This is a genomic window from Citrobacter rodentium NBRC 105723 = DSM 16636, from assembly GCF_021278985.1.
Taxonomy (GTDB): domain Bacteria; phylum Pseudomonadota; class Gammaproteobacteria; order Enterobacterales; family Enterobacteriaceae; genus Citrobacter_A; species Citrobacter_A rodentium.
Genome location: NZ_CP082833.1, coordinates 644,472 through 667,169 on the forward strand (window position 1 = coordinate 644,472; position 22,698 = coordinate 667,169).

Here is a 22,698-nt window from a genome sequence, read left to right on the forward strand (position 1 = left end):
GGCGGTGTTACCGCACCGCCATGTCAATTAACATAAAAGGAAAAATCTATGTCAGATATAAAAAATGCACTTGATGTTGCCGCATTTACAATGGCTGGAAATCTTATAGTAACCCTGCTCGATAAGGGGCTGATTTCCCGTGAGGAGGCAACACATATTATCAATATTGCTCAAAAAAGTGCCGCCCCCCAAAGCGCAGAGGGACACCAGGATGGCTCATATATTAATACAAACTGGCATTTCGACAATCTCCGGGCCTGCATGGGGATTACCGCTGAAAAAGATTAAAACTTTTTGCATAATGTTCAGATGTAAGAATTGCTGAACCATCAACACCGAGCCTGCGGCGAACGTATTCCTCGCGGGCTATTTTATTATCCAGAGATACAGCATCCTTAATCAGGTTAATCTCCCGCTCCATTATCAAAAGGGCTTCTCTGGCTGCAAGATTTTCTTTTATTGCATATTCGATAATGTCCCGCATACGTTCAAGCATGCCGATTTTAGCCAGTTCTTCGTCGATATCTTTAGGCGCAAATTTGATTTCTTTTTCCATATTACTAATCCTCACAATTCATACATGCAGTGTCGTCGCCCATATCGCAGTGATTACATTTTACCTCACCACAATGTGGGCACTCTTTCAGATACTCCGGGACCTCATTTCCACAGGTGGGGCATTCAACAATTTGCTCATCCATTATGTATCCCCTGTAATTCCGGTAAGGCCGAAAGATGGCACCAGTGCGTCACCTGTCCGTCGTCATCTTCAAGGCAGGCTCCAGTTTCTTCATCAACAAAAAAGCCTTCATACCCCATATGGCCGATGCGCAGCTCCTGACGGTGACCATACTGAACAATCAGCACGACAGCCTCCATATCAGGTGGGAAAGCATCATTCAGTGAATGCCAGGGATAACCTCGTAAATCCCCGAAATAAACACCGGTCAGCGTTCCGCCACAGATCGGCATTCCGGCGGCACATACCAGTGGTTCATCTGATTCAACAAATAAGGTCGTTATCATGGCGTTAACTCCCGTAATACAGCGTCCCCGGCAGTCCGGCGATGGTGATAAATAAAATTCACCGTACTCTCGGATAATTCAAATTTCTCGCCTATTTCCCGGAAGGTAAGACGTCGTGGTGATTCAGCATCCCGTAATTCACGAATAAGACGAACATCATCGTCAGGTATACGGGTAAAGGGCAGCAATTCACCGCACTTTTTTAAGCTGACGCCAGTCACTCGTGCCCGGCAGCGGATGCTGTCATGATGTCGCCCGAGATACTCCCCCATTTGCCTGCTGGTCATCGTTCTGGCATTTTTTCGGATAAATTTATCTTCATCAGGTTTAAATCTGGGGCGTTTGCATTTGAGCGATTCCGGGTAAGTACCGCGTAATAAAACAATCCGGTTATATACTCCCCAGTAACTTCTTTTTACTCTGACAGCAATATCCTTAACCGGGGTGGATGAATAAAGCGCAATCAGCAGCGCATCTTCTTCAGGTGTCCATGCGCGGACATGAGCGGGTGCCCGACCTTTTCGCCCCATGGGTTGTAATATCATCATGCATCACCCCCTGACTCGCTTTTCGGCAGCATAAAACTCATCAGACAGAATTTCGGTCACTCTCTGTTTTTCAGGTTTTACGCCGCATTGAAGGTAAATCACATCCTCAACGCAGAACCACTTCACGGGACCATACAATATTGCTGAGAAGTCAATACCCAGCCAGAACAACAGGGCATCGGTTCTGGCATACGTGACGGGCGAATATTCAAACCACAGAATGTTCAGTTCATCAGAGGCAACACGCAGAGCTTTAGGGATACGTGATGTGCGTGGCGTGCAGCTCCAGCCATTCGACGCAGTTGGTTTTCGCCATAAGTCGCGATGAAAAGGATATTTGTCATCCATAAAGCGCAGCCCCTTAAAACAAAAACCACTGATACTGAATTCAAATACCGACCGGCACGCAACATTCAGCACAGCCTCAAGGCGTTTCGCTTCATCTTTTACCGTCTGGCAGTCCTGCTGGTATTTTTGCCACGCAGCCAGCGCGGAAGGGTTTGATGTTTTAAAGAACATTACGCTACCTCCGCAGATATCCCGGCAGGCGCTGCTGTCCGGTCAACAATCAGGTAGCGCAGAACATGTTCAGTGATATTCCAGCCGCTTAAACCGCAGATAATGACACCCAGGCGTATGTCGATATACGCCATCACAAACTGGGGCACACCTTCTTTCATGGCCTGCTCATCAACTTCAGCCACCACATAAACGGTTTCACAGGTCAGAACGCCCTGAGCAAATTCCCACGCCATCGACGGAATATCATGCCCCTCAATCCACGGCAGGGACTTTCTGAAGCTGCACCACTGAACATCATCAGCCGCACATTCCTGGCTGCATTTGCGACGAACCGGCTGCACCGGGCGGGGACGCGGAATATCATAAAAACCGTTGCATTCCGTCAGCACGCCTGCATCAACCGCATCACGCAGAAAATAAACCATGGAGGATGGCGGCATATTCATTTTTTCAGCCAGTACACCGCAGGTCAGGCGGCCATAAATACGCAGCCAGTTTTTAACCCCTTCAAGAACTTTTGCATCAATCATGAATTATTCCTCCGTTATTGCGATAAATTCGGAATGCTTAATTGCCATCAATGACGGATGCAGCTTTTCAGGTGAAAAGGCATTATCTGATTCACCGACAGGAATACGAACCACAACAGCCCCTTTGTCGCCATAGAACCCGGCAGAAGAACACGCCATAACTGTGCGGCCGTTGCTGACACCAAAAACCTCAAAATAGCAGTCCAGTTTATTAACCATCCAGGTACTGAATGCCGGAAGCTGTTTTAACTTCTCGTTTAAGATATTCAGTGCTTTGTTCAGTTTTTTTCCTTCTCTGAATCTGCGGTCGGGCGTAACTGAAAATAAAGTACGGCCATCTTCATCAAATTTATCAGACAACACCCGTTTATTTCTTCCGACATCAACATCCTCATGCACCAGTATTGATTTGACAAAAAAATCCCCACAATACCAGGAGCAACGATATCCTCTGGCATTCTGATTACTGAGAAAATCATCAATCAATTTCTGGCGCTCCCTGCCAACACTATCAAGCCATTCCCGGTGATAATGACGGGAATCGTGCTCATTCATTTTAAAATAACGATATTTAATACTCATGATATGCCTCATTCAGGCGCGAGCAGTCCCCTGACGCAGGCGCCATAATTAAAATGAAGTGATATTTAAATAATTAATGCGGTGTTATTTATTCAGTCCGGCATCCTGTTCAAAAGGCTCGACATAAAAACTTTCAGCGCCTTTATTCACCTTAATACCGGCAATGCCTTTCACCGCATCCGGCTCCGCCAGGACCGCTTCCTTGTTCACTTCCTCTTTCGTGCGGATGAAACGCTCAAGCCCCATACGGCGCAGCATGTCAATCACACCTTCCACATCACGGCTGACGCTGCATGATGGATTCCCCAGTCGCCATGACACCGTTCCGGTGGTCAGATTGGCTGTTTTGGTTTTGCCGCCGTTCGTCAGCTCATCGCGGTTGGTTTTGCACCAGTCCTGAATCCCTTTAAAAAGCACTTTGATTTGCTTTTTAAGATTTTCAATCTGCGGCGTATAACGGGCGGTGATTTCTGCCACTTCATCATTCATTGCCGTTTCCAGGCGCAGCGCCTCTCGCTGAATATCTCCCAGAGTGCGGATATCGCTGCTGACCTCTTCACGGGTCTGCGGTGCCGCCTCGGCTGCGGCCTTTAATTTTGTAACGCGTTTAGCCATTTTGTTTTTCCTTATTGCAGTGTGCCTGATGCTTTATGCACGCGGTGGCGTTTAATGATGGCATCCGCTCCAAAAGCCTGTGCAGATGCCTGAAATTCCGCTGAGAGAAACTGAATAATTGCAGGACTGTGATACTGGAGAATACTTGCATAAACGTCACAGAGTGACGTCAGGCTGTTATTCGTATCACGTTCTGTTTTCACATCCACACCAATCTTTTCATGCATTTCAACACAGTCATTGCCTGCCGGTTTTTCGTCATGTGAAATATGCTTAAATTCAAAAATAACGCGTACTTTGCTCATGGAATTACCCCTGTTGATTAAATTCATTACCGTTAATAAGCCCGGAAGCCATGCCTCTGTTTTTCATGAATGCACTGGCTTTCATTGCCACAAACTCTGCGAAGTTTCTGCTTTCTGCCAGCATAACCACCCCAAAAATCATGGCGGGGCTATCATCTTTCTGCTTTGCTATTCCGGTTGAACGTATATCCAGACTTACCCCCCTGTGCGTGCTGCCATCAGCGTTTTTACAGATAACATCTTCTTTGTATTCAAAAATAACGCGCACAACCTTACTCATCCTCTGGTCCTCGTTTTGTTCGGATAACTGACCCGGCGTCTGACCTGATGACAGAGCCGAACCATGAAGCAACTTCATACTTCCCAGTAAACCGTGCAGCCGCTGATGCGAGTGGCTTTTACACGGCGGCGCAGGCCATTGGTCTTAACGGTGATTTCAATTTCCTCCCCAGTCCCCTGAACCTTGCTTAGCGGCGGCGTGGTTTTCAGTGCAAAGCGTTGCGGGTAGCGTTTGCTGCGCTCCAGTACCGCACCGGCAAGTTCGGTCAGGCGACGGGCGTTATTCAGTGAATCAAACAAATTCATAGGTGAACTCCGGTTGTATCAGTAATGGATTCATGCGCGATGCAGCCAGTTCTGACAGGAGGCCGCGATTAACCTTACCCATCCCCGGAATTTTTCGGGTTTCGCCACGCATGATTGCCCGAAGAATGGAGTAACCATGTCGCCACTCCCGGCGATAATCACCCGGGATCAGAAAACCAAAGCGCAGGCCTTCCCACACATCCACATCAAAGCACTCATAATCAAAACGTTGCCGGACAGATTCACACTGCTGGTCTGCATACCACTGATACAGGTCGATAAACAGAAAACACACACCGTCACCGTTCATCAATTCATAGATATAATCGCGAACCTCACAGTCATTGTCGTTAAACTCACGAAAACTGCGGAGAACATTGATTTCCTGCTGTATCTGCGTATTCATATAACACCTCGTTTAACTAACCCGTCTTGCACCGATAAAGCGACAAATATTGCTGTAAGCTTCTTTCGCACCTTCACGATCAAGCCCTGCCGATATTGCCATTCGGGTACGATCATTAAATTCAAAGAGTAAATCGCCACATTCTTCACTGTCAGACATGGAGACTGCTTTGACGTTATCGAAATTAATCAGGTAAAAGCGTCCGTAAATATCAGGAATATTAAATATCACCATAATCACACCTGTGAGAGTAATTCAGGGTTGGTATAAACCTCTTTAAAGGCTGCATTAATATGTTTTTCTGTCAGCGCCGCGCCTTCACCACTGGCGGTGATCCATGCCTGGTTAAGCGTATGTGTCAGAACACGTAATGCTCCCGGTTTTTCAGCGATAGCCTGCATGACAGCCAGCTCGGCCTCACCACTGATACCCCACGCCCTGGCAATAGCCAGCACATCCGCCTTTTTGGCCTTGCGAAGTTGTTTTGTACGGGCAAGACGGCTGAACAGGCGCGATAAATCATCAACGGCGCGGCGTCCACCCTTAAACAGTCCGCGTGGGTTACCAATAAGCACCATCCCGATCCCCGTGGCGTCCTGGATTGCCCGGAGTTGCTCCAGACCGTCAATACCAAGATGATCCGCCTCATCCACAATCACCAGTCCACGCGTTCCCATCAGGCGACGGCGGATGGCGCGGGATAACGCCCCCTTGTTCGCGCGGGTGTAATCAATCCCCAGTTCCTCTGCCAGCTCCAGCAGACACTCCGTGACGCTGGAATGCGCGGGCGACAGGGTGATCATCCAGGTGTTCGGTTGCTCCTGACAGTAATTGCGGGCCGTGGCCGTTTTACCCACACCCGGTACGCCCACAATGACGTTAATACAGCCCATCAGGCGAACCGCCTGAAACAGTGCGCGCAGCTCCTGGACTGTCTGCGTTTCCACAAACTGCGGCGGCTCGGGCAGTGCGCTTTGTTTATTCCAGTTCTCATACCAGGAACACAGGGATGCAGCCACAGCAGCGTTATCGCCTTTATATTTCCCCTTACGGAAAGCCGATAATGTGCCGTCGGAAATTCCCGCCTCTCTGGCGATGGCATACTGCGTCAGTACGCCGCCATCAATAAGTTCATCAATGGTCTTGATTACATCGTTTATATCGGTCATATTATTACCTCGCGTTTGTGTAGTTCCTTTGTTTAATCAAATAACCTGAGTCGCCGCTCGGGTTATTTTTTTATTTCAGGCCAGAGGGTCATTTTCTTTTAATTTCGCTTCGAGCAGTTGCAATCCCCGCTGGAAATTACGCTCGTATTCTTCATCAGGTTCATCCTCAGCGACCGGTTGCTGAACGGTCACTGTATTACCCACAGGGCGGTATATATTTTCCAGCCATGGCTCCTGTGGCTTGTGCTCCAGCACGTTGACAACCTCATCCTCGGCATCACGGATTTTTTCCTCTGCGCGTTTACGCATACCTTTAAGGCGCTGCTGCTGTTTGTAGTATTCCGCGCTGACCGGGAAGGCTTCGCGTTTATTGCCGTCCCATACCGCCTCGCAAATCACGCTGCCATCCGGGCGACGCACGGTAATTCGTTCGGCATCATGAATGTCATAGCTGATAAGCACTTTGCGGCCATGTTCATCACGCAGCTCGGGCGCGTAGTAAATATTATTCAGCCAGCGTATTTCACAGCGTCTTACAGGGCGTTCCACCATCGGCCGGAACATGTCCCGCAGTTCAACATCGGACAGCCATTCAATTTCCGTGTCCTCTTCCGCCAGGCGTTTTTTTCTGAACTCCGCCGGGCTGTAATGTTTGCCGTTCGGCTTCATGGGTAATTCATCGTGCGGCCGGCTGTTGTACCACTCAACGCCGTCACGAATGGCATCAATCAGTTCAGACCAGGACGGTAAATCACGCATCGCTGACTGCTGCCGGGCGTTCAGCCGTTTGCCCTGTTGCAGGGCAGTGAATGCCGAGCGTAAATCGCGGTTGGTTTTACGTAACGTCTCGCGATCTGCACCTTTCCCGAAATAGGTGCGGTATTTACGGGCTATGCGCATCGGTAATGTGCGGTTAAGCCGTTCGATAATGCCCCGTCCCTGCGGGTTACCGGCAATCCCTGTCGGGTGATTAATCCCCAGTCGCGGCAGTATCCCCACAATCTCCTTATCCAGGATGTCGGCAGTTTCCCCCGAGCCATTATCCGAGTAATACAGAAACGGTTTGCCGTGATGGCGAATGCCGTGCTGTATGGCACCGGCTACGGCGAAAACATTTTCAGCCAGGTCAAGGCTCCAGCCCACCACAAAGCGCGTGCCACCATCGATAACAAAGGTCACTTCCGGTGCGAATGGCCGCCCGTGAACCGGGTGCGCGCATTTCAGTTTCATGCCGTGACCGTCACCAATCCAGACATAATTCACCGGCATTTTTGACCAGTCGCGGCGCGTGAATCCCTCAAGCTGGCGGTATTCACTGCCGGTCACCCGGCCTTTTTGTTTCACCACTTCCGGCAGTTTCTTCATTGCGCGGCGAATGGTGTCATAAGAGGGCATGATATCGAGCATATAAGGCTCATCAGCGTGCCGGTGCTGCCATTCAGCAACAAAATCCTCGTAAGCCTCGGTCATTGGTCGGCCGTTTGACTGGCGATACTGCGCCAGAAACTCGGGCAACCAGCTAATATCTTCGGCTTTTATTTCCTGACGTTTACCCGGTGCCAGTAAAAGCAGGCGTTCAGCAGCGTTCTGCGCCTTGTTAAAGGCCGCAATCCAGCGTTTCAGCGTGATTTCACTCAACGCGCGGCGGTTTCCCTTTTTGGCGTTCGCCGTCTCAACCATTGCCACAATGCGCTCGTCCAGTTGTGAGCGTGACAGGCGGTCAACGATAAAACGGATGGCTTTAGCGCAGTTGAAACCGGGTTGTTGCGCGAATTTCAGCACCTCGCTGACAATCGCAATTCGTGCATCAGCCACCTGGCGCTGTTTTTCAGTCAGGGCATTGAGGCGTTCGACCATCAGTTGGGGTGAACCGCGATATGCCTCCACCGCATCAACCACGTCAGGTGAGCGTCTGGCCTTTGTCACCACCGGAGCCGGTGATTCGTCGGCTTTTTGCGTCATCAGTTGCAGGGCGTAGCGTTCACGCAATGCCTGCTGCGTCACTTCAGGTAAACAGTCGATGCTGTATTCAAAACCTTTAGTGCCTTCCTGGCGGCGTCTGCTGGTTTCGCTGGTTGCATACTTCCTGATTGAATAGCGGACGCCTTGCTCTGTTCCCGGCATTCCCGGTAATCCAACCAGCTCTTTAACTGAAGCAAACATAATTACGCGACCTTACGAATGTAGCGGCTGGGCCAAATCTCCTCGGGTGGAACACCCAGGCATTCCGCAATAATTCCCTCATACTTGGGAACATGGCGGTATACCGCGTTATACAGGTTGTTCTGGCCTACACCAGCTTTACGGGCCAGCGCCCTCATACTTCCTTCTCTGGCTCTGACTTCCCCCAAGATTCTTTGAGGATGCCAATCAGGCTTCACTTCATTTCTCGCCATGATTCATCTATCCTAAAAAGTTACGAAATTTGATAACTAAATTTTGTTATCAAGTTTAGTAGATTATTGGCCTATAAAAAGAAAATTTCAAGCTTTCTTTTCTATCTTGCTGTCACTTCAATCTACATATAGAAAATCCATTTAAATTCAATAGAATACGGAGAAAAGAAAAAAACATGAGAAACGAAAAAGATTTTGCTTTTGTCGAAGAGGGAAAAGAAAGTATCCAGGACAGGATCAAACAGCTGATTGGCACCAGAAGTATGCGGCAGGCTGCTATGGACTGGGGGTTGTCATACTCAACTCTAAACAACTATTTTGAGAAAGGAACGACTCCTGGTCTAAAAGTAGTGAAAAACATTTGCAGGGTAGAAAATGTATCTTTGGAATGGCTCATATTGGGTACAGATACAACACAACCACAGAAGATAACACAGACAACCACAGAGGCTTCTGAGGGGAGGGATTACCAGACAATTAGCGCCATATGGAGTTCTTTAGAACCAACAGAATTGGAGAAATTATCAAAGAAATTAGGTCGTAAGGGAGCGGATTTTTTGACGATTCTTTTAGATCATGACATCCAGGCACTACACAGCTTGCATGGTCAACGTAGAGCATTAGCATTAAGCTTAAATGAGTTAACTGATGAACAAGTTAGAGAGATTTACGAGTTTTGTAAGACTAAGGGTGATCATTTCAATGTAACCTATAAAAAGACCAGCGCGTAAGGGAGTGGTGCAATTTTTGTGCTGTGGTACACTCCTTTCAATACATGCTGGTGAAAAACGGTTTAAGATTTTTTAAAGCCAATTTAAGAGTTAATTTGTGGTATCAAATGTTTTGCCGATTTTAGAATAAACGACTAATTATCAATCAATCGGTATCAAATAGACTTTATCTACTCATCCAGTCATCACCTGTTTTATTTCAGTATCTTACAGGTGATTTCACCTCCTTTCACTAAAACCCTTGTCGGTATCAAATGATTCACCTGGTTATATTACATGCGTTTCATCTGGCGCAGGGCTGCGAAGGGAAAAACGTGATTATCGTCGGCGCAGGCACCATCGGTCTGCTCGCCTTACAGTGCGCGCGGGAGCTGGGCGCGAGCAGCGTTACCGCCATTGATATCAATCCACAGAAGCTGGCGCTGGCGAAAGCGCTGGGGGCAGCGCATACCTTCAATAGCCGTGAGATGAGCGCCGTGGAAATTCAGGCGGCGCTGGTCGACAGGCAATTCGACCAGCTGGTGCTTGAAACAGCGGGTACGCCGCAGACGGTTGCTCTGGCGATTGAAATTGCCGGTCCGCGCGCGCAGCTGGCGTTAGTGGGGACGCTGCATCACGATCTGACGCTGCCGAACGCCGTGTTCGGGCAGATATTGCGTAAAGAGCTGACGATATACGGTAGCTGGATGAACTATTCACATCCCTGGCCGGGTGAAGAGTGGCGCACGGCGGTACGGCTGTTAACAGAAAAGCGGCTTCAGCTGGCGCCGCTGATTGCGCACACAGGAAACGCGGAGAGCTTCGCCGATGCGCTGAAGGCGCTGAACGGCGCGCCAATGGAAGGAAAAATTCTGCTAGACCTTTCATAATCTCACGAGCCAGCAACCTGCGCTGGCTCACATTTGCTTTCGAAATTTAGCGTTCACCTTTCGCAATCCTTCGATTAAACTACTGACAGTTAATTATCAGGCAAATCAATATGAACTCATTTGAGAGAAGGAACAAAATTGTCGACCTGATTAATACGCAGGGGAGCGTACTGGTGCTGGATCTTTCGAATATCTTTGGAATTTCTGAAGTCACCATCCGTGCCGACCTGCGTTTGCTGGAGGAGAAGGGTCTGGTCACGCGCTTTCACGGCGGCGCGGCAAAACCCGGTAGCCATCTGGCGGAAGGCGATAATCAGGAAGTGATACTCGAAGATCGTTACCAGCTTGCCAGCGATCCGAAAAAGCGGATTGCCCAGGCGGCAGCGGCAATGGTGAACGAAGGCATGACCGTGATCCTCGACAGCGGCAGCACCACGTTACTGATCGCTGAGGCGTTGAACCGTAAAAGCAATATCACCGTCATCACCAACAGCTTACCGGCGGCCTTTACCCTGTCCGACAATAAAGACCTGACGCTGGTGGTTTGCGGCGGTACGGTGCGGCATAAAACGCACTCCATGCACGGCACCATTGCCGAACGCTCCCTGCATGGCATCAGCGCCGACCTGATGTTTGTCGGCGCGGACGGTATCGACGCGACAAACGGCATCACCACCTTTAACGAAGGCTATTCGATCAGCGGCGTGATGGCCGCCGCCGCGCACAAAGTGGTGGCCGTACTGGATGCGACAAAGTTTAACCGTCGCGGGTTTAACCAGGTGCTGTCGATGGATAAGATTAACTGCGTAATTACCGATGACGGTATCAGCAAGCAGGATAAAGCCGCGCTGGAAAAAACAGGGGTTGAACTGCTGATTGTTTAAATGAATTATCATTAAAGGCAGGCTGTTGCCTGCCTGTAGCCTGACGAAAACGCTTACTGTTGTATAATCCTGCGAACTCTCTCTTACTTTTATTTTTTGCAACAGGGTTGAAGATAGTCTTCCCGCCAGAAACCTGGTTAACCGTTCCCGTAAGTAGCGGGTCTATCCCTGCTGCTCAAGCGCATATTTATACAGCGCGTTTTTCTTCACGCCGTGGATTTCCGCCGCCATCGCCGCGGCTTTCTTCAGCGGCAGTTCGGTTTGCAGCAGGGCCAGGGTGCGCAGGGCGTCGGCGGGCAGATCGTCCTCCTGCGCCTTATGCCCTTCCACAATGAGCACCATCTCGCCTTTACGACGGTTCTCATCCTCTTTGACCCACGCCAGCAGTTCGCCAACCGGCGCGCCGTGGATCGTTTCCCAGGTTTTGGTCAGTTCGCGCGCCAGCACCACGTAACGGGATTCGCCCCACACCGCGACCATATCCTCCAGGCTATCGAGCAGACGGTGGGTCGACTCATAAAAAATCAGCGTACGCGGCTCGGCCTCAAGCGCTTTCAGCGCGTCGCGCCGCCCCTTTGATTTGGCGGGTAAAAAACCCTCATAGCAGAAGCGGTCGGAAGGCAGCCCCGCCGCACTTAGCGCCGCGATAGCCGCACAGGGGCCGGGCAGCGGCACCACGCGAATCCCCTGTTCACGGCAGGTGCGCACCAGGTGATAACCGGGATCGTTGATCAGCGGCGTTCCGGCATCGGAAACCAGCGCAATGTTCTGCCCTTCTTTCAGCTTCGCCACCAGCGTCTCGGCTTTTTGTTGCTCATTATGATCGTGCAGCGCGAACAGACGGGCGCTAATGGCAAAATGCTGTAACAATAAACCGGTATGACGGGTGTCTTCAGCGGCAATTAAATCAACGGCTTGTAAAACGTCGAGCGCGCGTTGAGTAATATCGGACAAATTCCCGATGGGAGTAGGTACAATAAAGAGTTGGCCGTGAGAATTATCCGCCGATTCGTGTTGTTTCATTGTGTCGTCCGTATTGCCGATTTAATATTGAGCATTGCGTATAAAAAATATCACTGGATACAGTATGGTACCCCTAACATTTTCTCATTTAAAAGCCGCGCGCTGTCTGCCCATCGTTCTGGCAGCACTGATTTTCGCCGGCTGCGGCACCCAGGCGCCCGATCGGAGCGCGGCCCATATGCAGGGCGCAGCGCAGGCTGACTCTGGTTTTTATTTGCAGCAAATGCAGCAGAGCGCAGATGATAGCAAGACCAACTGGCAATTACTCGCCATTCGTGCGCTGCTGAAAGAAGGCAAAAACCAGCAGGCCATCGAGCTGTTCAACCAGCTGCCGCAAAACCTGAACGATGCCCAGCGTCGCGAACAGGCGCTGCTGGCGGCGGAAGTGAAGCTCGTCCAGCAGGATTATGCGGGCGCGAAGAAGCAGTTAGGCGCGATCGACATCTCCGCGCTAAATAAAAACCAGCAGCAGCGTTTCTGGCAAACGGGCATTGCAGCCGAACAGGGACGCCCTTCGCTCACGCTGCTGCGGGCGCTAATCGCCCAGGAACCGCTGCTCGGCGGCAAAGAGAAGCAGGCGAATATCGACGCCACGTGGCAGGCGCTGACCGCCATGTCTCCGCAACAGGCGCAGACGCTGGTCATCAATGCCGATGAGAATGTCTTGCAGGGCTGGCTGGATCTGCAACGCGTCTGGTTTGATAACCGCAGCGATCCGGACATGATGAAAGCCGGAATTGCCGACTGGCAAAAACGTTATCCGCAGAATCCGGGCGCGAAAATGCTGCCGACGCAGCTGGCGAATGTGCAAAGCTTTACGCCAGCCTCCACCAGCAAAATCGCCCTGCTGCTGCCGCTGAACGGCCAGGCCGCCGTTTTTGGCCGCACCATTCAGCAGGGTTTTGAAGCGGCGAAAAACCTCGGCACGCAGCCCGTTGAAGCCCAGTCAGCCGCCCAACCTGAACCGGTAGCGGCCTCTGCGCCGGAGGAACAACAGCCGCAGGCGACCGACGGCGTTGCCAGCCCGTCTCAGGCTTCGGTGAACGATTTAACCAACGAGCAGCCCGTCACGCCTGCGCCGATCAGCGCGCCGCCAACCCCGTCTGCGCAGCCCGCAGCGGCGAGCGCGGCGGCGAACCCTTCCGCTGCGCTCAAAATTTATGACACCAGCTCCCAGCCGCTTAGCCAGATACTGAATCAGGTGCAGCAGGATGGCGCGAGCATCGTGGTTGGTCCGCTGCTGAAAAGCAACATCAATGAACTGCTGAGCAGCAATACGTCACTGAACGTGCTGGCGCTTAACCAGCCGGAAACGGTGCAGAACCGCGGCAATATCTGTTATTTCGCCCTCTCGCCGGAAGATGAAGCGCGCGATGCCGCCCGCCATATCCATGAGCAGGGCAAACAGTCGCCGCTGCTGCTGATCCCGCGCAGCGCGCTGGGCGATCGGGTGGCTAACGCCTTTGCCGAAGAGTGGCTGAAGCTGGGCGGCGGCACTGTCCTGCAACAGACGTTCGGCTCGGCCGCAGAATTACGTATGGGCGTCAACGGCGGCTCCGGTATTGCGCTAACCGGCACGCCTGTCGCCGCCAGCACGCCTTCGCAGCCTGGCGTGACCATCGGCGACCTGACCATTCCGGCCCCGCCGACCGATGCCCAAATCACCGGTAACGGTGGTCGCGTTGATGCCGTCTATATTCTGGCGACGCCAGGCGAAATCGCCTTTATCAAACCGATGATCGCCATGCGCAACGGCAGCCAGAGCGGCGCTACGCTCTACGCCAGCTCCCGCAGCGCGCAGGGCAGCGCCGGGCCGGATTTCCGTCTGGAAATGGAAGGCTTACAGTACAGCGAGATCCCGATGCTGGCTGGCGCTAACCCATCGCTGATGCAGCAGGCGCTCGCCGCGGTCGGCAACGACTATTCGCTGGCGCGCATGTACGCGATGGGCGTCGACGCCTGGACGCTGGCGAACCACTTTTCGCAGATGCGTCAGATGCAGGGCTTTGAAATCAACGGCAATACCGGCGCGCTGACCGCCAACCCGGACTGCGTGATTAACAGGAAGTTATTATGGCTCAAATACCAGCAAGGGCAGATCGTCCCCGCCAGTTAACGAGCAGACAGACCGGCGACGCGTGGGAACAAACCGCGCGGCGCTGGCTGGAGCGCAAAGGACTGCATTTTATCGCCGCCAACGTCTGCGTACGTGGCGGCGAAATCGATCTGATAATGCGTGAAGGCAAAACCACCGTCTTTGTCGAGGTCCGCTACCGCCGCTCTGCGGCGTTTGGCGGCGCGGCGGCCAGCGTGACCCACAGCAAACAACGCAAATTATTACACACTGCCCGTTTGTGGCTCGCGCAACACAATGGAAGTTTTGATACTGTGGATTGCCGGTTCGATGTGTTAGCCTTCACCGGAAATGAAGTTGAGTGGTTAAAGGACGCCTTTAACGGCTGTTCATGAGAAAGATTTAAGGATTAGCGTGTTAGAAAGAATTAAAGTCTGCTTTACGGAAAGCATACAAACTCAGATAGCTGCGGCTGAAGCGCTCCCGGATGCCATCTCCCGCGCCGCCATGACGCTGGTTCATTCTCTGCTTAACGGCAACAAAATTCTCTGTTGTGGCAACGGGACATCCGCTGCCAACGCACAGCATTTTGCTGCCAGCATGATCAACCGTTTTGAAACGGAGCGCCCCAGCTTACCCGCAATCGCACTAAATACCGATAACGTGGTCTTAACTGCGATTGCCAACGATCGCCTGCACGATGAAATTTATGCAAAACAGGTCCGGGCGCTGGGACATGCAGGCGATGTTTTACTGGCTATTTCGACGCGCGGCAACAGTCGCGATATCGTGAAAGCCGTGGAAGCCGCCGTCACGCGTGATATGACGATTGTGGCGCTGACCGGGTATGACGGTGGAGAGCTGGCCGGGCTGTTAGGGCCGCAGGATGTTGAAATCCGCATTCCGTCACACCACAGCGCGCGCATTCAGGAGATGCATATGCTGACGGTGAATTGTTTGTGCGATCTGATCGATAACACGCTTTTCCCTCACCAGGATGATTAAGGAGTTCACATGAAGGCTTTATCGCCAATCGCAGTCCTTATTTCTGCATTGCTGCTGCAAGGCTGTGTGGCCGCCGCCGTTGTCGGCACCGCGGCGGTTGGAACCAAAGCGGCGACTGACCCGCGTAGCGTCGGCACCCAGGTGGACGATGGCACCCTGGAGCTGCGCGTGAACAGCGCGCTGTCGAAAGATGAGCAGATCAAGAAAGAAGCGCGTATCAACGTGACCGCCTATCAGGGCAAGGTGCTGCTGGTAGGCCAGGCGCCGAATAGCGAACTGTCGTCGCGCGCGAAACAGATTGCGATGGGCGTGGATGGCGCAACCGAAGTCTTCAATGAGATCCGTCAGGGTCAACCGATTGGCCTGGGAACGGCGTCTAACGATACCTGGATCACCACCAAAGTACGCTCTCAGCTGCTGACCAGCGACCAGGTGAAATCATCAAATGTGAAGGTCACCACCGAAAACGGCGAGGTTTTCCTGCTGGGTCTGGTGACCGAGCGTGAAGCCAAAGCGGCGGCGGACATCGCCAGCCGGGTGAGCGGCGTGAAGCGCGTGACCACCGCCTTTACGTTTATTAAGTAACACCGCGTCTTGCCGGATGGCGGCTGCGCCTTATCCGGCCTACAGGAATATGAACGCAGGCCGGGCAAGCGAAGCGCTCCCGGCAGTTCCATCTCACAGCAGCGCAAGGCTGCCGACAATCACGCCTGATACCACCACCAGCACGCCGGTCAGCCACAGCGCTTTCGCCGGAAACGCTTTACGCAGCATAATCAATGACGGCAGGCTTACCGCCGGTAGCGTCATCAGCAAGGCCAGCGCGGGCGCTGTGCCCATGCCTGCCAGCATCATCGTCTGCACAATCGGTATTTCCGCCGCCGTCGGGATCACGAACAGGCATCCGGCCACCGCCAGCGCAATCACCCACATCAAACTGTTATCGATAGCGCCGTCGGCATGCGGGAACAACCAGACGCGCGCCGCGCCCAGAAGCAGTACCGCCAGGATATACACCGGAATGGTATTCCAGAACAGCGTCCACAACGCTTTACCCCAGCGGGTAAAAAAACCGCCCTGCGCTTGCGGCGCGGCGATCTCCAGCGGCACTTCAGCCTGCGCAGGCTCTTTCACCCATTTTTGCACCAGCGTCGCCACCACCAGCACCATCGCCAGACCCGCAACCAGGCGGATCGCCGCAAAATGCCAGCCGAGCACGAAGCCCATAAATACCAGCGTCGCCGGGTTCAGCAGCGGGTTTCCCATCCAGAACGCCAGCGCGCCGCCCATCGACACCTGCTGACGACGCATTCCCGCCGCCACCGGCGCGGCGCAACAGGTACACATCATTCCCGGCAGGGAGAACAGCGTACCAAACAGCGTTCCGCGAAAGCGGGATTGCCCCAGCGTGCGCAGCAGCCAGTCACGCGGGATCAGCACCTGGATCAGCGAGCCGAGGAGAACGCCCAGTACCGCCGCCTTCCAGACGGCAATGAAATAGACCATTGCGTAATCCCAGGCCGCTCGCCACGGATTCGCGTCAGCCTGGGCGAGAATCGATTGACCAATGCTGTGCGTTTGCGCGGCGGTGAAGGCTTTGCCGTAGTACGGTTGCCATTTCACATACCAGAGACCAACGATAACAACGAGAAAGAAAAGAGCGGGTTTCCACCATTGAAATGGCGCTGCCGCCTGAGATGAAGACTGACCAGCCATAGCATTCCCCAGGGAGTGTTAGAATATTTTGCCGGTGAATACTACGCCTTCAGGAAATGTTTGGAAATGTCGTTTTTGGCCGGAGGGCAATATTGCATCACCATCCGGCAATTTGCCGGGGGCGCTTCGCTTGCCCGGCCTACAGGAGTATGAACGTAGGCCGGATAAGGCGCAGCCGCCATCCGGCGGTCTGCTGGGGCGCTTCGCTTGCCCGGCCTACGTTCGTATCGCTGTAGGCCGGATAAGGCGCAGCCGCCATCCGGCACAACATGCTGGCCTACTGCGCCGCTCTTTCCCGCAGCTGCGATGAGGTCAGGATCGTTACGCCCTCTTTTTCCGGCGCCAGCGCTTCCGCCAGCATCGCCCGCGCCACGTCCCGCGCCTCTATCGATTTCCAGTTGCCGGGCAGTAACCGGAACAGCGGCGCAAACAGCGTTTCATTCATCCGCTGTTTCGCCCGATCGCCGAGCAGCATCGATGGCCGGGCGATGGTCAGCTTCGGCCAGTTTTGCGCGATCAGCGCCTCTTCCATCTTCCCTTTTACCCGATTGTAGAAGAACGGCGAATGCGCGTTAGCGCCCATCGAACTGACCACCAGCATATGCTGCGCGCCAAGCCGACGGCCGGTCAGCGCGGTATCCACTACCAGCGTATAGTCCGCATGGACAAACGCCTCTTTGCTTCCCGCCTCGCGCCGGGTAGTTCCCAGACAGCAGAAAACAATGTCCAGCGGATCGGTCACCTGCGCCAGCGCATCGGTCAGCTGCGGATCGTGAGGATTAAACACGCCGGGCATATCCGCCAGCGGACGACGGGTAGGCGCAGCGATCGAATGGATCCGCGGCTCGTTCAGCAGCATCCGCAGCAGATGTCCGCCTACCAGCCCCGTCGCGCCTGTAATCAAAACCTGACTCATCCTCACCCCTTTACAGAATTGTCTAACTTGCACTCCCGGTCTCATCGACCAGACTTATTAGTTCACAGGGTAATTATCCCTCAACATGGAATTTTTGCCTTATCCAGGGCTAATACCGCGGAGGAAGCATGAGTAAGAAGATTGCCGTTTTAATTACCGACGAGTTTGAAGATTCAGAATTCACCTCACCCGCAGCAGAATTTCGTCAGGCCGGACATGAGGTCATCACCATTGAGAAGCAGGCCGGTAAAACGTTGAAAGGGAAAAAAGGCGAGGCCAGCGTCACCATCGATAAAGCCATCGATGACGTGCGCCCTGCCGATTTTGACGCCCTGCTGCTGCCTGGCGGCCACTCGCCGGATTACCTGCGCGGCGACGATCGCTTCGTCACCTTTACGCGTGACTTTGTCAATTCCGGCAAACCGGTCTTTGCCATCTGCCACGGGCCTCAGCTGCTGATCAGCGCCGACGTGGTGCGCGGGCGCAAGCTCACCGCCGTTAAGCCTATCGTCATTGATGTGAAAAACGCCGGTGCGGAATTTTACGATCAGGAAGTGGTAGTGGATAAAGACCAGCTGGTGACCAGCCGTACCCCTGACGATCTGCCCGCCTTTAACCGTGAAGCGTTACGCATTCTCGGCGCCTGATTGCCGGAGCCAGTGAAGTTTTTTGCCAAAGCCCAGCGTGTTGTCGGTGAACTTGATTTCATCCAGCCGGATTTCCCACACCGGCGCTGACAGCGCTCTGGCAACCGGAAAGCGGCGATGGTAAGCGCTGCGCGCGGCGTCGCTTTCCTCCCCTTCCAGTCGGCGAATCTCGCCCTTAAACTGCACCCCGCGAATCAGCGCCACGGTTTTCGGCTGGCCGTTCACCGTACCGGCAACGCGGGCCTGCGCGCCTGACATCTGCGCGTGGCGCGTTTTTTCTTCCGTCAGCAGGTAAAAGGCCACCTTTCGCGCATCAAAAATATAAAACGCATTGGCGCACCACAGCTCACCTTCATGCTGTACGCACCAGGTCACTACGTGTTGTTTTGCCAGCCAGCGGCTGATGGCGGTGAGTGTTTCCATTGCAGTTCTCTTTTATACTGGGCGCCAGAAACGTAACACGCGAAGGCCACGATGACACCCTGGTATCTCTATTTAATCCGTACCGCCGACAATACTCTCTACACCGGTATTACCACCGACGTGGCGCGCCGCTATCAGCAGCATCAGAGTGGAAAAGGGGCGAAAGCGCTGCGGGGAAAAGGCGAACTGACGCTGGCTTTCTCCGCCCCGGTAGGCGACCGCTCGCTGGCCCTGCGCCTGGAGTACCGCATCAAACAGCTCACCAGGCGCCAGAAAGAGCGCCTGGTGGCTGACGGAGACGGGTTTGCGGCGTTACTGAACGAACTGACGCTTAAAAACGATTAAAGTGCTCGTGATATTCAACCAGCCCCGTCACGCCCTTCAGCGCATCCTCCGCTAAACGATGCACCTGGAACGCGCTTTCAGTGCCCGGCCAGCGGCAACGCAGATCGTAATGGGCAGCCAGTTCAAAGCCAAAGCGGCTGTACAGCGCCGGATCGCCTAACGTGACGACGGCGGCGTAGCCGAATTCGTTGAGGGAGTCGAGTCCTTCATAGACCAGCTGGCGCGCCAGCCCCTGCCCGCGGTAGTTTTCATCCACCGCCAGCGGCGCCATGCCGACCCATTGCAGGTCTTCGCCCTGCACGTCGACCGGGCTGAACGCCACGTAACCCACCACCTGACCTTCATCGTCCGTGGCGACCAGACCGAGCGTCAGAAAACCATCTTCACGCAGATCGTGAACCAGTTTCGCTTCCGCATCGCTTTCGAATGAACGACGCAACAGGGCGTCGATACCCGGCGCGTCAATGGGAATTTCTACTCGAATCAGCATGGTTCACCTACCGATGTCTGTTTGGTTTCCGGCGAGTGTTTCAGGCCCGCCTCAACAAAATCCGCCACCTGCAACAGCATAACGCGCAAAGCTTTCGGCATTTGCTCCAGCTCAATGGCATCCATCAGGTTTTTCACATACAACCCTAACTCCGTATCCCCTTCAATCACCAGCCGACGCTGGAAAAAGAGCGTATCCGGATCCTGCTTGCGCGCGGCGATCATCAGCAGATCGCTGGCATCGGCGCGAAAACTGACGTCGGCCTGCGCCTCCTGGCTGACGATAAGTTTGTCATTTTCAACAGAGGTATACCATTGAAGGCCAATGTCGCGAGCCGTAATGCTCAACCAGCGACCTTCGAGGAACGCCAGCTCCCCGTCCGCCAGCGCCTGGCGAAACTGCCAGCTCAGAACCTGTTCCAGAACCTGGCGCTTCAGCGCAAAGGGCGTCAGTTTCACCGGCACGCTCATCAGAGACGGACCTAAATGCACTAAGCGTGAACGCAGTTTATCTAACACAAGCTTTACTCCCTGTTTCAGTAGTCCCGCTATTTTGCCATATCAGATAAACGACATAGCGGCGTAAATCAACAATTGCATGCGTTAACCGTACCTCTTTATTGCTAATATCAATACGACTTTAACTGCCTTAAATCAAAAATTGTCGCAGCAAGGTTAACTAAAATCCCAGTTCGTTAACAATTATGCGTCCCAGGCGGCGCAACCTTCAGGATAAATTATGGAGCTGCTCTGCCCTGCCGGAAATCTCCCGGCGCTTAAGGCGGCCATCGAAAACGGCGCTGACGCCGTCTATATCGGGCTGAAAGATGATACCAACGCCCGTCACTTCGCCGGCCTTAATTTTACCGAGAAGAAATTGCAGGAAGCGGTGAGTTTCGTCCATCAACATCGCCGCAAGCTGCACATCGCAATCAATACCTTTGCTCACCCGGACGGCTATGCCCGCTGGCAGCGTGCTGTCGATATGGCGGCACAGCTCGGCGCCGACGCGCTGATCCTCGCCGACCTCGCCATGCTCGAGTATGCCGCAGTTCGTTACCCGCATATTGAGCGCCATGTCTCTGTTCAGGCATCGGCCACCAATGAAGAAGCGATAAACTTTTACCAGCGTAATTTCGACGTCGCGCGCGTGGTGCTGCCGCGCGTCCTCTCTATCCATCAGGTAAAACAGCTGGCCCGCGTCACGCCGGTCCCGCTTGAGGTCTTTGCCTTCGGCAGCCTGTGCATTATGGCGGAAGGCCGCTGCTATCTCTCTTCGTACTTAACCGGCGAATCGCCGAATACGGTGGGCGCCTGCTCGCCTGCGCGCTTCGTTCGCTGGCAGCAGACGCCGCAAGGGCTGGAATCGCGTCTGAACGATGTGCTGATCGACCGCTACCAGGATGGGGAAAACGCCGGCTATCCGACGCTGTGCAAAGGCCGCTATCTGGTCGACGGCGAGCGCTATCACGCGCTGGAGGAACCGACCAGCCTCAATACGCTGGAGCTGCTGCCGGAACTACTGGCGGCGAATATTGCCTCAGTGAAAATCGAAGGACGCCAGCGCAGCCCGGCCTACGTCAGCCAGGTAGCGAAAGTGTGGCGCCAGGCGATCGACCGCTGCAAGGCCGACCCGCAAAACTTCGTGCCGCAAAGCGCGTGGATGGAGACGCTCGGCGCGATGTCCGAAGGCACTCAAACCACGCTTGGCGCGTATCACCGGAAATGGCAGTGAGAGAAGCAATGAAATATTCCTTAGGGCCGGTGCTTTATTACTGGCCGAAAGAGACGCTGGAAGATTTTTACCAACAGGCCGCGCAAAGCAGCGCTGATGTGATCTACCTCGGCGAAGCAGTGTGCAGCAAGCGCCGCGCCACCAAAGTCGGCGACTGGCTGGATATGGCGAAATCGCTCGCCGGCAGCGGTAAGCAGGTGGTGCTCTCAACGCTGGCGCTGGTGCAGGCCACATCTGAGCTGAACGAACTGAAGCGCTATGTGGAAAACGGCGAGTTCCTGCTGGAAGCGAGCGACCTCGGGGTGGTGAACATGTGCGCCGAGCGTAAACTGCCGTTTGTCGCGGGTCATGCGCTGAACTGCTACAACGCGGTGACGCTGCGCCTGCTGCTCAGGCAGGGGATGGTGCGCTGGTGTATGCCGGTGGAACTGTCACGCGACTGGCTGGCGAATCTGCTGGCGCAGTGCGATGAGCTGGGTATTCGCCATCAGTTTGAGGTGGAGGTGCTGAGCTACGGGCATCTGCCGCTGGCGTACTCCGCCCGCTGCTTTACCGCCCGTTCGGAAGACCGGCCGAAAGATGAGTGCGAAACCTGCTGTATTAAGTATCCGAATGGTCGCGATGTGCTCTCCCAGGAGGATCAGCAGGTGTTTGTGCTGAACGGCATTCAGACCATGAGCGGCTATGTCTATAACCTCGGCAACGAACTGACGTCGATGCAGGGGCTGGTGGATATTGTCCGTCTGTCGCCGCTCGGCCCGGAAACCTTCGCCATGCTGGACGCCTTCCGGGCAAATGAAAACGGCGCTTCGCCGCTGCCGCTCGCCGCGCGTAGCGACTGCAATGGCTACTGGAAACGGCTGGCGGGTCTTACGCTGGAAGCCTGAAACACTTCGCCGGATGGCGGCATAAATGCCTTATCCGGCCTACAAACAGCGGGACTTAGGATACCGGATGACGGCAAGCCGCAGGCCTGATAAGCATAGTGCCATCAGGCACCCACCAGCAGTGACTGGCGCAAATTTGCCGCAGGCCTGATAAGCATAGCGCCAACAGGCACCCACCAGCAGTGACAGGCGCAAATTTGCCGTAGGCCTGATAAGCACAGCGCCATCAGGCATTCCGTCTAATAAAGCTCACTTTGTTAATAACATTCG

Annotated in this window: 32 protein-coding genes and 1 pseudogene; 12 read left to right on the forward strand and 21 right to left on the reverse strand. The window is 53.8% G+C overall.

Going from position 1 to position 22,698, the window contains the following annotated elements:
- Positions 1-48 precede the first annotated feature (48 nt).
- The gene (locus K7R23_RS02925; protein ID WP_012908592.1) at positions 49-288 is read left to right on the forward strand and encodes a hypothetical protein; all 240 of its coding nucleotides are present in this window, start codon (positions 49-51) and stop codon (positions 286-288) included.
- On the opposite strand, the gene K7R23_RS02930 is transcribed toward K7R23_RS02925, so the two are convergent.
- The 15 genes from K7R23_RS02930 to K7R23_RS03000 form a co-directional block, all read right to left on the reverse strand.
- On the reverse strand, positions 269-556 hold the full coding sequence (locus K7R23_RS02930; protein ID WP_012908591.1) for a hypothetical protein: 288 nt from the start codon (positions 554-556) through the stop codon (positions 269-271). The two genes, K7R23_RS02925 and K7R23_RS02930, sit on opposite strands and share 20 nt — an antisense overlap.
- A 137-nt stretch (positions 557-693) precedes the next feature.
- Entirely contained in the window at positions 694-1,026 is a 333-nt protein-coding gene (locus tag K7R23_RS02935) for a hypothetical protein (RefSeq protein ID WP_012908589.1), read from the reverse strand.
- Positions 1,023-1,574 (reverse strand): DNA-binding protein, encoded by a 552-nt coding sequence (locus K7R23_RS02940; protein ID WP_012908588.1) that lies wholly within the window; start codon positions 1,572-1,574, stop codon positions 1,023-1,025. Before K7R23_RS02940 ends, K7R23_RS02935 begins: the two co-directional genes overlap by 4 nt.
- A 3-nt stretch (positions 1,575-1,577) precedes the next feature.
- On the reverse strand, positions 1,578-2,093 hold the full coding sequence (locus K7R23_RS02945; protein ID WP_012908587.1) for a hypothetical protein: 516 nt from the start codon (positions 2,091-2,093) through the stop codon (positions 1,578-1,580).
- Positions 2,093-2,626, reverse strand: a complete 534-nt coding sequence (locus tag K7R23_RS02950) for a hypothetical protein (RefSeq protein ID WP_012908586.1) — start codon at positions 2,624-2,626, stop codon at positions 2,093-2,095. The genes K7R23_RS02945 and K7R23_RS02950 overlap by 1 nt, the downstream gene beginning before the upstream one ends.
- A gap of 3 nt (positions 2,627-2,629) precedes the next feature.
- Complete coding sequence (locus tag K7R23_RS02955) at positions 2,630-3,208, reverse strand: DUF5420 family protein (protein ID WP_012908585.1); 579 nt, start codon at positions 3,206-3,208, stop codon at positions 2,630-2,632.
- A gap of 84 nt (positions 3,209-3,292) precedes the next feature.
- Positions 3,293-3,823 carry a host-nuclease inhibitor Gam family protein gene (locus tag K7R23_RS02960; RefSeq protein WP_012908584.1) on the reverse strand — a complete coding sequence of 177 codons (531 nt, stop codon included), beginning with the start codon at positions 3,821-3,823 and terminating at the stop codon, positions 3,293-3,295.
- Positions 3,824-3,834: 11 nt separating this feature from the next.
- On the reverse strand, positions 3,835-4,128 hold the full coding sequence (locus K7R23_RS02965; RefSeq protein WP_012908583.1) for a hypothetical protein: 294 nt from the start codon (positions 4,126-4,128) through the stop codon (positions 3,835-3,837).
- A 4-nt stretch (positions 4,129-4,132) separates the two neighbouring features.
- Positions 4,133-4,408 (reverse strand): hypothetical protein, encoded by a 276-nt coding sequence (locus K7R23_RS02970; protein ID WP_012908582.1) that lies wholly within the window; start codon positions 4,406-4,408, stop codon positions 4,133-4,135.
- 74 nt (positions 4,409-4,482) lie between these two features.
- Entirely contained in the window at positions 4,483-4,713 is a 231-nt protein-coding gene (locus K7R23_RS02975; protein ID WP_001536811.1) for a hypothetical protein, read from the reverse strand.
- Positions 4,700-5,119 (reverse strand): hypothetical protein, encoded by a 420-nt coding sequence (locus K7R23_RS02980; protein WP_012908581.1) that lies wholly within the window; start codon positions 5,117-5,119, stop codon positions 4,700-4,702. Before K7R23_RS02980 ends, K7R23_RS02975 begins: the two co-directional genes overlap by 14 nt.
- Positions 5,120-5,131: 12 nt before the next feature.
- On the reverse strand, positions 5,132-5,353 hold the full coding sequence (locus K7R23_RS02985; protein WP_012908580.1) for a hypothetical protein: 222 nt from the start codon (positions 5,351-5,353) through the stop codon (positions 5,132-5,134).
- Positions 5,354-5,355: 2 nt separating this feature from the next.
- On the reverse strand, positions 5,356-6,288 hold the full coding sequence (locus K7R23_RS02990) for an AAA family ATPase (protein WP_012908579.1): 933 nt from the start codon (positions 6,286-6,288) through the stop codon (positions 5,356-5,358).
- Positions 6,289-6,363: 75 nt separating this feature from the next.
- Positions 6,364-8,451 (reverse strand): Mu transposase C-terminal domain-containing protein, encoded by a 2,088-nt coding sequence (locus K7R23_RS02995; protein ID WP_012908578.1) that lies wholly within the window; start codon positions 8,449-8,451, stop codon positions 6,364-6,366.
- Between the two features lie 2 nt (positions 8,452-8,453).
- Positions 8,454-8,684: a helix-turn-helix domain-containing protein gene (locus K7R23_RS03000; RefSeq protein WP_001575658.1), complete on the reverse strand. Its 231-nt coding sequence runs from the start codon at positions 8,682-8,684 to the stop codon at positions 8,454-8,456.
- 176 nt (positions 8,685-8,860) lie between these two features.
- Here K7R23_RS03000 and K7R23_RS03005 point away from each other — a divergent pair, with 176 nt between their 5' ends.
- The 3 genes and pseudogenes from K7R23_RS03005 (at position 8,861) to K7R23_RS03015 (ending at position 11,168) form a co-directional block, all read left to right on the forward strand.
- Complete coding sequence (locus K7R23_RS03005; protein ID WP_012908577.1) at positions 8,861-9,415, forward strand: helix-turn-helix domain-containing protein; 555 nt, start codon at positions 8,861-8,863, stop codon at positions 9,413-9,415.
- A gap of 272 nt (positions 9,416-9,687) precedes the next feature.
- Positions 9,688-10,284, forward strand: a pseudogene (locus tag K7R23_RS03010) (zinc-binding dehydrogenase); the annotation flags it as partial.
- Positions 10,285-10,394: 110 nt separating this feature from the next.
- On the forward strand, positions 10,395-11,168 hold the full coding sequence (locus K7R23_RS03015) for a DeoR/GlpR family DNA-binding transcription regulator (RefSeq protein ID WP_012908576.1): 774 nt from the start codon (positions 10,395-10,397) through the stop codon (positions 11,166-11,168).
- A gap of 162 nt (positions 11,169-11,330) precedes the next feature.
- On the opposite strand, the gene rsmI is transcribed toward K7R23_RS03015, so the two are convergent.
- A complete protein-coding gene (gene rsmI / locus K7R23_RS03020; RefSeq protein ID WP_012908575.1) occupies positions 11,331-12,191 on the reverse strand; it encodes a 16S rRNA (cytidine(1402)-2'-O)-methyltransferase in 861 nt (286 codons plus the stop codon).
- Positions 12,192-12,255: 64 nt separating this feature from the next.
- Between rsmI and K7R23_RS03025 the strand changes: the two genes are divergently transcribed.
- The 4 genes from K7R23_RS03025 to dolP are packed head-to-tail and all read left to right on the forward strand — an operon-like array spanning position 12,256 to position 15,855.
- Positions 12,256-14,307, forward strand: a complete 2,052-nt coding sequence (locus K7R23_RS03025) for a penicillin-binding protein activator (RefSeq protein ID WP_012908574.1) — start codon at positions 12,256-12,258, stop codon at positions 14,305-14,307.
- On the forward strand, positions 14,265-14,660 hold the full coding sequence (locus K7R23_RS03030) for a YraN family protein (protein WP_012908573.1): 396 nt from the start codon (positions 14,265-14,267) through the stop codon (positions 14,658-14,660). The genes K7R23_RS03025 and K7R23_RS03030 overlap by 43 nt, the downstream gene beginning before the upstream one ends.
- Positions 14,661-14,679: 19 nt before the next feature.
- Positions 14,680-15,270: a DnaA initiator-associating protein DiaA gene (gene diaA / locus K7R23_RS03035; protein WP_012908572.1), complete on the forward strand. Its 591-nt coding sequence runs from the start codon at positions 14,680-14,682 to the stop codon at positions 15,268-15,270.
- Positions 15,271-15,279: 9 nt separating this feature from the next.
- A complete protein-coding gene (gene dolP, locus K7R23_RS03040) occupies positions 15,280-15,855 on the forward strand; it encodes a division/outer membrane stress-associated lipid-binding lipoprotein (protein WP_012908571.1) in 576 nt (191 codons plus the stop codon).
- 93 nt (positions 15,856-15,948) lie between these two features.
- Here the strand turns inward: dolP and K7R23_RS03045 are convergent, their stop codons facing one another.
- Together K7R23_RS03045 and K7R23_RS03050 are read right to left on the reverse strand one after the other, a co-directional pair.
- Positions 15,949-16,986 (reverse strand): permease, encoded by a 1,038-nt coding sequence (locus tag K7R23_RS03045; RefSeq protein ID WP_012908570.1) that lies wholly within the window; start codon positions 16,984-16,986, stop codon positions 15,949-15,951.
- A 277-nt stretch (positions 16,987-17,263) separates the two neighbouring features.
- Complete coding sequence (locus K7R23_RS03050) at positions 17,264-17,902, reverse strand: NAD(P)H-binding protein (protein ID WP_012908569.1); 639 nt, start codon at positions 17,900-17,902, stop codon at positions 17,264-17,266.
- A gap of 128 nt (positions 17,903-18,030) precedes the next feature.
- On the opposite strand from K7R23_RS03050, the gene K7R23_RS03055 reads away from it, so the two are divergent.
- Complete coding sequence (locus K7R23_RS03055) at positions 18,031-18,549, forward strand: type 1 glutamine amidotransferase domain-containing protein (protein ID WP_012908568.1); 519 nt, start codon at positions 18,031-18,033, stop codon at positions 18,547-18,549.
- Here the strand turns inward: K7R23_RS03055 and K7R23_RS03060 are convergent.
- On the reverse strand, positions 18,529-18,972 hold the full coding sequence (locus tag K7R23_RS03060) for a YhbP family protein (RefSeq protein WP_012908567.1): 444 nt from the start codon (positions 18,970-18,972) through the stop codon (positions 18,529-18,531). The genes K7R23_RS03055 and K7R23_RS03060 overlap by 21 nt on opposite strands.
- Before the next feature lie 51 nt (positions 18,973-19,023).
- Between K7R23_RS03060 and K7R23_RS03065 the strand changes: the two genes are divergently transcribed.
- Positions 19,024-19,317, forward strand: a complete 294-nt coding sequence (locus K7R23_RS03065; RefSeq protein ID WP_012908566.1) for a GIY-YIG nuclease family protein — start codon at positions 19,024-19,026, stop codon at positions 19,315-19,317.
- On the opposite strand, the gene K7R23_RS03070 is transcribed toward K7R23_RS03065, so the two are convergent.
- Entirely contained in the window at positions 19,304-19,807 is a 504-nt protein-coding gene (locus K7R23_RS03070) for a GNAT family N-acetyltransferase (RefSeq protein WP_012908565.1), read from the reverse strand. The two genes, K7R23_RS03065 and K7R23_RS03070, sit on opposite strands and share 14 nt — an antisense overlap.
- On the reverse strand, positions 19,801-20,325 hold the full coding sequence (ubiT, locus tag K7R23_RS03075) for a ubiquinone anaerobic biosynthesis accessory factor UbiT (RefSeq protein WP_012908564.1): 525 nt from the start codon (positions 20,323-20,325) through the stop codon (positions 19,801-19,803). The genes K7R23_RS03070 and ubiT overlap by 7 nt, the downstream gene beginning before the upstream one ends.
- 220 nt (positions 20,326-20,545) lie before the next feature.
- Between ubiT and ubiU the strand changes: the two genes are divergently transcribed.
- Together ubiU and K7R23_RS03085 are read left to right on the forward strand one after the other, a co-directional pair.
- Positions 20,546-21,541, forward strand: coding sequence for a ubiquinone anaerobic biosynthesis protein UbiU (gene ubiU, locus K7R23_RS03080; protein ID WP_012908563.1), 996 nt, complete (start codon positions 20,546-20,548; stop codon positions 21,539-21,541).
- Positions 21,542-21,549: 8 nt separating this feature from the next.
- Positions 21,550-22,428 carry a U32 family peptidase gene (locus K7R23_RS03085; RefSeq protein WP_012908562.1) on the forward strand — a complete coding sequence of 293 codons (879 nt, stop codon included), beginning with the start codon at positions 21,550-21,552 and terminating at the stop codon, positions 22,426-22,428.
- The last annotated feature ends 270 nt before the right edge of the window (positions 22,429-22,698 follow it).